At 53.6% G+C, this 7,528-nt stretch carries 5 protein-coding genes; 3 read left to right on the top strand and 2 right to left on the bottom strand.

Annotated elements, in window-relative coordinates:
* On the bottom strand, positions 1-1,134 hold a 1,134-nt coding region (locus IQ256_RS01965), incomplete at its 3' end, for a caspase family protein (protein WP_193853737.1).
* A gap of 190 nt (positions 1,135-1,324) precedes the next feature.
* Here IQ256_RS01965 and IQ256_RS01960 point away from each other — a divergent pair.
* Positions 1,325-3,907: a CHASE2 domain-containing protein gene (locus IQ256_RS01960; RefSeq protein WP_193853735.1), complete on the top strand. Its 2,583-nt coding sequence runs from the start codon at positions 1,325-1,327 to the stop codon at positions 3,905-3,907.
* A 114-nt stretch (positions 3,908-4,021) separates the two neighbouring features.
* A complete protein-coding gene (locus tag IQ256_RS01955) occupies positions 4,022-4,720 on the top strand; it encodes a hypothetical protein (protein WP_193853733.1) in 699 nt (232 codons plus the stop codon).
* Between the two features lie 4 nt (positions 4,721-4,724).
* Here IQ256_RS01955 and IQ256_RS01950 read toward each other — a convergent pair whose 3' ends face one another.
* The gene (locus IQ256_RS01950) at positions 4,725-5,792 is read right to left on the bottom strand and encodes a hypothetical protein (RefSeq protein ID WP_193853732.1); all 1,068 of its coding nucleotides are present in this window, start codon (positions 5,790-5,792) and stop codon (positions 4,725-4,727) included.
* Positions 5,793-5,931: 139 nt separating this feature from the next.
* Between IQ256_RS01950 and IQ256_RS01945 the strand changes: the two genes are divergently transcribed.
* The gene (locus IQ256_RS01945; RefSeq protein WP_193853730.1) at positions 5,932-7,434 is read left to right on the top strand and encodes a cytochrome P450; all 1,503 of its coding nucleotides are present in this window, start codon (positions 5,932-5,934) and stop codon (positions 7,432-7,434) included.
* Positions 7,435-7,528 lie beyond the last annotated feature (94 nt).

Here is a 7,528-nt window from a genome sequence, read left to right as displayed (position 1 = left end):
ATCTAGCACCGTGAATCGCAAGGCTTCATCTGTCAGTGACAAAGATTGAGCAGACAGACCACCCAGCCAGTACTCAACCTGATTACCGCTGACGTTGGTGACGACGGCTTCGGCGGGGCCAGTCTCTGGAGCGGTGAAGTAAATCGGCGCTGCTAAACTGTCGCTACCGGGTGCCGATTGGAACAAAGGCACCTGAGAATGATGCTTGGCGGCGGCGGCGGCTTTGGTGCTGCGCGTAAGGTTGACTCTCACGGCTTCTGCCCGAGTGCTGCCGGGTAGCTGCCACAGATAGCGGGTGAGCAAATAGCTGAATGCGCCTGCTTTAAAGCCGTCGAAAGGCGCGTCTAGGGCGAGCTCGCTAAACTGGGCCGAGCCAATGCTCAATCCCTTAGCGATGCCAGCTTTGCGCGCGGCTAAAAAGTCTTCTGGAGAGAGTCCCTGGTCGGCGAGTAGCTGTTTTTGCAGGTCGAACTCACTGGGAATGGCTTCATAGCCAGCGCCGCCGGATCGCAGCAAATTACGAGGAATAGCGCGAACCAGACCGCTGCCCCGCGTGCCGCCGCCAGAATGACAGCTATCAAGGATGGTGGTGACGTTATCGGTTTGCAGCGATCGCGATAGTAAAAACAGCGTTCGACCCATGATTACAGGGAGCTGCGGCGCATTGCGACCGGCGCTCACTAGCGGGTCATTTAGGATAATCGCGCCATTTTCGTCACTGCCCTCATAGATCGGATCAGGGTCTTTGACGGGGATGCCGTGGCCAGAATAGTGAAACACCACGACATCCCCTGGCTTGGCCTGTTTGACTAGATGCTCTTCGTAGGCGTCTAGCACGTTTTGACGGGTCGGCTTGATATTTTCGCTATCAGAAATCTTCAGCACATCTGAGGGGGCAAAGCCAAATTTGTTGACCAGCAGCTCGTACTGCAAATCGACATCGGTCAGACAGCCGCGCAGGTCAGGAATCAACCCCGGATACTCGTTCACGCCGACTAGTAGCGCTAGCTTGCGAGGGGTATTCTGGGCGATCGCCTGGCCATATCCTTCCGCCTGATTCAAAAAATCCGCTTGACTCAGGCCCAGCGCCGCCAAAGTAGAGCCAGCAAACTGTAAAAAGTGACGACGCTTCATATCTTGGTCTGATCCTGCAATAAACTATCGGTGACTAAACATCTTTCTAGGTAAACACATCCTATTCAGATAATTTTCGCCCACAGAAAATAAAGTTACAAACTAAATACAGACTCAAGAGAACAATGGAGGGGGAATAACGTCTATACCGTCAGAAAAACCTTGCCATAATCCGATCTACAATGCCTCCATGTCAGACGTTTACGGACTTAAAGTCACTCAGGTCGAACAGGTTTGCTTTTTTGAGCTGACGTGGGGTAGAGGTCGGCGGCTGACGGCGAAGCTGCCTTATCCAGATCTGGTAGAAGCTTTCTATCAAAACTGGCAGCGCATCTATTTAAATTACTATCAGTCGGCGCTACGGCTAGGGCCTTTGCCATCTAGCGCCTTACCTTCAAATCCTTCGCCTTCAAATTCTCCAACTTCAAATCCCCCGACTTCAAATCCTTCGACTTCAAACTTAAGAGGGAAAGCCGTTGCCTCGGGTCAGATCACGGCTCAACCTGACTGGCACGGACAGCTAGTACAGGCGGAGGCGAAGCTGCTGTATGAGTTTCATCAGTGGCTGCGGCAGGCGGCGCTGTTTGACATTCGTAGCGAACTGGGGCGAAAGGCGGCGGAACCATCGGCGGCCAGACTTGCTAGTGAGGGCTCATCTGGCGGCCTCGATCTGCTGATCACCTGCGATCCGCTAGATTTGGGGCGGTGGCCTTGGGAAGAGTGGGAGATCAACGCTGAGTACGGCTCGCATCGGCCCGTGCGAATAGCGAGGCTGCCAGTCAACGTCCATGAGGCGATAACAAGCGTTAGCCGACCCCATGCTGCGGCTAGGGTACTAGTGATTTTAGGAGACGATACGGGACTCGATTTTGAAGCAGAGCTAGCGGCGATCGCATCTCTAAACCGCCTGGCCCAAATCCAGGTGATTGGCTGGCAGCCTGGGGTAGATCCCACCGCGCTAAAGCAAAGAATCTGCAACACGATTCAGGCGTCACCCGGTTGGGATATGCTGTTGTTCTTTGGCCATAGCAATGAGGCCAATGCGGTGGGCGGACAGGTAGCGATCGCCCCGCAGACTACGCTTTCTTTGCGCGAGCTAGATCCCTACTTGCGTCAGGCCAAACAGCAGGGTCTAAAGTTTGCTCTTTTCAACTCTTGTAAAGGGCTCGATATCGCCAATGCCCTGATTAACATCGGCCTGAACCAGGTGGCGGTCATGCGCGAACCGATTCATAACCGCGTGGCTCAGGTCTTTTTGATTCAGTTCATGCAAAGCCTGGCCAGCTTTGACGATGTGCATACGGCCCTGCAAAAGGCCAGTCAGTTTTTGCGATCTAAAAGCAATCTGACCTATCCTTCGGCCCATCTGGTGCCTTCTCTTTTTCGGCACAGCGACGCCGTTCTCTTTCGGCTACAGCCCGTCGGCTGGCGAGCCTGGCTCGATGATCTGCTGCCCCACACTCGCTGGCAGACCGCTACTTTGTGTCTGATTGCTGGCCTGAGTTTGTTCAATCCTACAGCTGAAGCGCTCAGCGCCCGTCGTCTGCGAGTCCAAGCCGCCTACAGAAACCTCACTGGCCAAGTTCCCACAGCATCGCCGCCCGTGCTTTTGGTAGAGATTGACGATCTATCCATTCGCGAAGGCTTTCCGAATGGGGTGCCCAATCCAATGGACCGGGCCTATTTGGCTAGCATTCTCGATCGGCTGAGCGCATTGCAAGCTAGGGTCGTCGGCATCGACTATCTGCTCGACCGGGCTCAGGCGCAAAACGATCGGCGCTTTGCCGAGGCAGTGTCTGAGTCGGTGGCTGAGGGGTCAACGCTAGTGTTTGGTTCAGTGCTTCAGGCCGAGGGCGAGATCGGCATTAGAGAAGAGCTGGCAAGTTTGAACTGGGTGATGCAAGGCTATACCAATACGCCTGTTGGGTACTTGCGGGCGCTGCCAATGGGGAGAAGCTGTGTGGAAAGCTGCCCTTTCTCGTATCTGCTGGCGATCGCACAAACGACGGATCAGTTCGCCGCTCAATCTACTCCTCAGTTGCAAGCGGCGATCGCCCCTGATCTAGAGAGCCAAACCGACTATCGCCGGACGCTATTCACCACTGTTCAAAACCAAATTCAAAGCCGAAATAGAGAATCTGAACTGGCCGCGCTCTATCAGCTTAGGCTTTCTCCTTGGGCCAGTATTTCTCGCTGGTGGAATCAGCGCTGGCTGCATCCCCGGCTAGACTACTCACTGCCGCCCAACACGATCTATCGCAAACTCAGCGCTCACGATCTGTTGCAAACCCCTCAAACCCAGCTAGTTGAGCAGTTTGACTGGCCAAATCAAGTTGTTATAGTAGCCTCGGGTGCCTATGATGAGGCGGGTACTGGCATGGCTAGAGACTATATTGATACACCGAGTGCGATCGCCTATTGGCAGGCTCAGACAGGTAGCCTCACCGGACGCGATCACCGATTCACGGGTGGCCAAACCAATGCCTATGCCGTTCATCACTTTCTGCGGGCGCACTACCTAACGCCGATTCCAGATCTCTGGCTGGTGGGTGCTGGGGTATTGGCCGGAGCGGGAATTGTTCTACTTTGTCAGCGGCAGCAGCCCACCTATCGGAGTAGACAGCTCGCCTTGCTGGTGGCGAGTTTGGGCTATGGCTGGTTTAGCCTGCAGCTAGGCGTAACCGGGCAACTATTGCTGCCCTGGCTGCTGCCTGTGGCGACCGTTTGGGTGTTTTGTTTGCCGACTGTTCTACCCGCTGCTGCTAAGGAATGAGGATTAGATAGCTTGATTATTTGCCGACTGTTCGTCGCCCTCATCCCCGGCCCTTCTCCCGAGGAGAGAGGGAGCTAAATCTGACCTAAGTCTTTTACTGTGGCTCTTTTTACTATGCCTTACTCTATTACGAAGTCCGTTAGTATGCTGGCGCTGTCGATATCTGTTGTTTTACCTGCTGTTTTGACAGAGGGCACTGATACGGAATCAGCGATCGCGCAAACTACGCTGCCAACTGTTCAAACAGAACCATCTTTTCGTCAGCTTTTGAAGAGAATTTTTCGAGATGATGAATGGGAAGATCCGCCGACTATTTCTAGAGGAGAGCTGTGTTTGCTCGCGCCTGCTAGACCTGGAGAAGAAACGCGAATATGGCACCAAAGCCCTGTTTTCGTTTGGCGGGGCGAGCTGGCAAAAATGGCAGTAGTCGATAGTGTAAGCAACGCGGTGATGTGGGAATATGAGCCCACGCCAGAACAAACTTCGGTGCGATATGCAGGGGAACCCTTGCAGGCGGGCCGCTCGTATGTTTGGCAGGTCTATGACGAGGTTGAATCGGACGCGCCGACCGTTTTTCCGCCGTTTGAAGTGATGTCTGATATTCAACGGTGGCTGATTGGCAATGGGCTAGCGATCGCAGAAAGTAGGGTAGAAAGACCAGGCGCTGAGATTGCGAGAATGGAGTATTTTGCCCAGCGAGGATTGCCTACAGACGCACTGCAGTCTCTCTTTTTGCTTGACCCAGCCATAGATATAGACGACACAGACACGGTAGAAGCGCAGCAAGAGACAGTAGATCGGCTATGCGAATAGGCGCTTACAGTCCAGAATCTCGCACTTTGTACCCAATTTGTTCAACCGGTAAGTTCTCACTGTCCCAGTCGTCGTATCGTAGCTGTAGCCTTTTCTCGCCAGCGTGACTGACCAAACTAGCGCTATAGCGCTCAGCCTCTAGTCCTAAGCTTTGAATGCGAATTTTGCCATTAAATACGGTGGCTCTAGCAAGGTAGATCACCAAATCGTCTCTAGAAGGGCGATTGACGGTGGTGCTAGCAGTGAGATGAGCGACACCGCGTTCATCCATTTCTTGACTGAGGGCGATCGCAGTATTGCGAATACCGCGAATTGCGACAATTACAGCCGCTACGGCCATCGTAATTTCTACGCCTTCCTCGGTCAGGATATGACTTTGCGAGAGATATTGAAAGTTTCTTTCTCCTAAATCGCTTCTAATTCGGCGATGGATTAGATTTTGAGGGCGATAGTCGCTGAGTGCGCCAACGATCGCACCACAGGCGGCTCTGGGCTCTCGCCAGGGAGATTCCCGAGTTTTGCCATAGGTGACGTGTTTGTCATCTTCTTTTAGTCGGCCAACATGGGTTTTGAGATCGATGGCGACCAAGGAAATAGACTGAGGATTGCCAGCATATAGCCTATTTTTGAGCGGTTCATCTAGCTCGTGAGCCACGGTAACGTGGGCCAGGGTCGCGCCGTTGTCGGTACCGCCGCCCGCTGGAAAAAAGGCTTCTAGCTTCAGCTCGCCAATCTCGGAGAGCGTTGCAAATCGAGCGGCGACCACGTCTCGATAGCGTTTGGTAGCTTCGCCCTGGTGGATGCGATCGCCACAGTTGGTATAGGCCAGTGTCGTGACGACGCTCGGCAGACTCAAATCAGCCCCGCAGACGTTCATATCGGTTGGACTGTTAGCCGCAAACTGCAGCTCGTCTCGCAGGATCTGCAGCCCTCTAATCAGGGCATAGCGATCGCTGACGATCTCGTTTAGATAGTTGTGATAGGCATTGCGCTCTGTGCCAAAGCTGGCGGGCAGCTGCCAGAATTTGTCAATTCGCTGTTGAGTGGCAGCGACATCAAAAGATAGCGTCATAGCTCAAACAAAACGCGATCGCGCCCTCCCAAAACTACCCTATAGTAGCGGGTTTGAGCCTGATTAAAATCAGGGTTCACTTCCTTGGCGATCGCATAGCCTTATGAGGGCTAAGAACACACTACTTAGGAACATACTAATGACGATTACTCAGCCCGATACTGCCGCTAACTCAACCATTAGCTGGACGGTTCCTGGCCCTAGCCAAACGCCTATAGTCGGCAAGACAGGCAATGCATTTCAGTTTATTCAAGATCCCATTGGCCACTCCAACAAACTATTCCAGAAATATGGCCCGATTGCGTCTTTGGCACGCGGGGGCAAGACCAATTTGTTTACACCGTTTGGCGAGTGCCCCGGCACGGTGGTGGTATATGGGCCTGAGCTAATTCGCAAGGCGCGTACCCCCCATTCACTGTGGAATTTGACCCCGTTTTCGATGACGCTGTATCCGATGGCAGAGGTCGAAGCACGCAAAGAGCCACTCAAGCACTTTTTGGTGGGGCTGTGGGGTGTCAATGGCACCGACCATCAGCGCCAGCGACGGCTGATGATGCCCGCCTTTCATGGGCAAAAGATTCAAGGCTATTGGCAGGACATGGTGGAAATCACAGAATCGTCGCTGAACAAGCTGCAGCCAGGTGAAACCATTAACCTGATCGAGATGACTCGGCTGCTAGCGATGCGAATTGCGACTAAAACGCTATTTGGTGAAGACAGCGGCGAGGAAGGCCAGGGCGTCGGTCATCTAATTGAGCAGGCGCTAGAGGTGCTATCTAAACCGATCACGGCCCTGTTGCCGCATGATGTGCCAGGGTTGCCCTATCGTAAGTTTCTCAATTTGATCACTGATTTTGATGAAGCGATGCGCGCGGTAATTGCCCAGAAGCGATCGCAGCCAGTGGGCGACAGCAACGATGTGCTTTCGATGCTGATTCAGGCGCGGGATGAGGAGACGGGTGATGGCCTCAGCGAAGATGAACTGTTGGGCCATGTGGGATCAATTTTTGCAGCGGGGCATGAGACGACTTCTCTGGCCCTGGGCTGGACGATGCTGTTGCTCTCTCAGCATCCTCAGATTGCCGCTGATTTACTAGATGAGCTAACGGCAGTGCTGCAGGGTGAAGCGCCTAGAATCGATCAGCTCGATCAATTGCCGCTGTTAGACGGCGTGATCAAAGAGAGTTTGCGGCTGATTCCTTCGGTGCCGTTTACCTGGCGCTACAACAATCAGCCAATAGAGCTAGGCGGCCATTTGCTACCAGTCGGCACCGAGGTGTATTGCAGCATCTACGCGACTCACCACATGCCAGAACTTTACCCGCAGCCTCAGAAATTTGACCCTAGCCGCTGGGAGCACATTCAGCCCGATACCTGGGAATACATGCCGTTTCATGCGGGCTCGCGGATGTGTATTGGGGCGGCCTTTGCCAAGATGGAGCTAAAGGTAGTGCTGGCGATGCTGCTACAGCGATATCGACTAGAGCTGGTGCCAACGGTACCGATTGATCGCTATGGGTTGATTACTATCGCGCCAAAAAATGGCCTGCCGATGCGTATTCATGCTCAAGATCGTAACTTTAACTCGGGCGTTGGCGGCGTGAGGGGCAATGTGAGAGAGATGGTGGATCTACCAAAATAGTCCAACAATTCAGATGCGGTGCTCACAGGCATTTTCAAGGCGAACTCAAAGGGAAGCCTACGCCTACGGGCACCGCTATCAAAAGCTAGCTTTC

This window comes from cf. Phormidesmis sp. LEGE 11477, from assembly GCF_015207105.1.
Classification (GTDB): domain Bacteria; phylum Cyanobacteriota; class Cyanobacteriia; order Phormidesmidales; family Phormidesmidaceae; genus Phormidesmis.
The sequence above is the reverse complement of the archived record's forward strand: the minus strand, read 5'-3'. Positions and strand labels throughout refer to the sequence as shown.

Excerpts from the sequence above, each read along its gene's own strand:
- IQ256_RS01945 (WP_193853730.1), top strand. The coding sequence starts at position 5,932 with ATGACGATTACTCAGCCCGATACTGCCGCTAACTCAACCATTAGCTGG.
- IQ256_RS01950 (WP_193853732.1), bottom strand. The coding sequence starts at position 5,792 with ATGACGCTATCTTTTGATGTCGCTGCCACTCAACAGCGAATTGACAAA.
- IQ256_RS01955 (WP_193853733.1), top strand. The coding sequence starts at position 4,022 with ATGCCTTACTCTATTACGAAGTCCGTTAGTATGCTGGCGCTGTCGATA.
- IQ256_RS01960 (WP_193853735.1), top strand. The coding sequence starts at position 1,325 with ATGTCAGACGTTTACGGACTTAAAGTCACTCAGGTCGAACAGGTTTGC.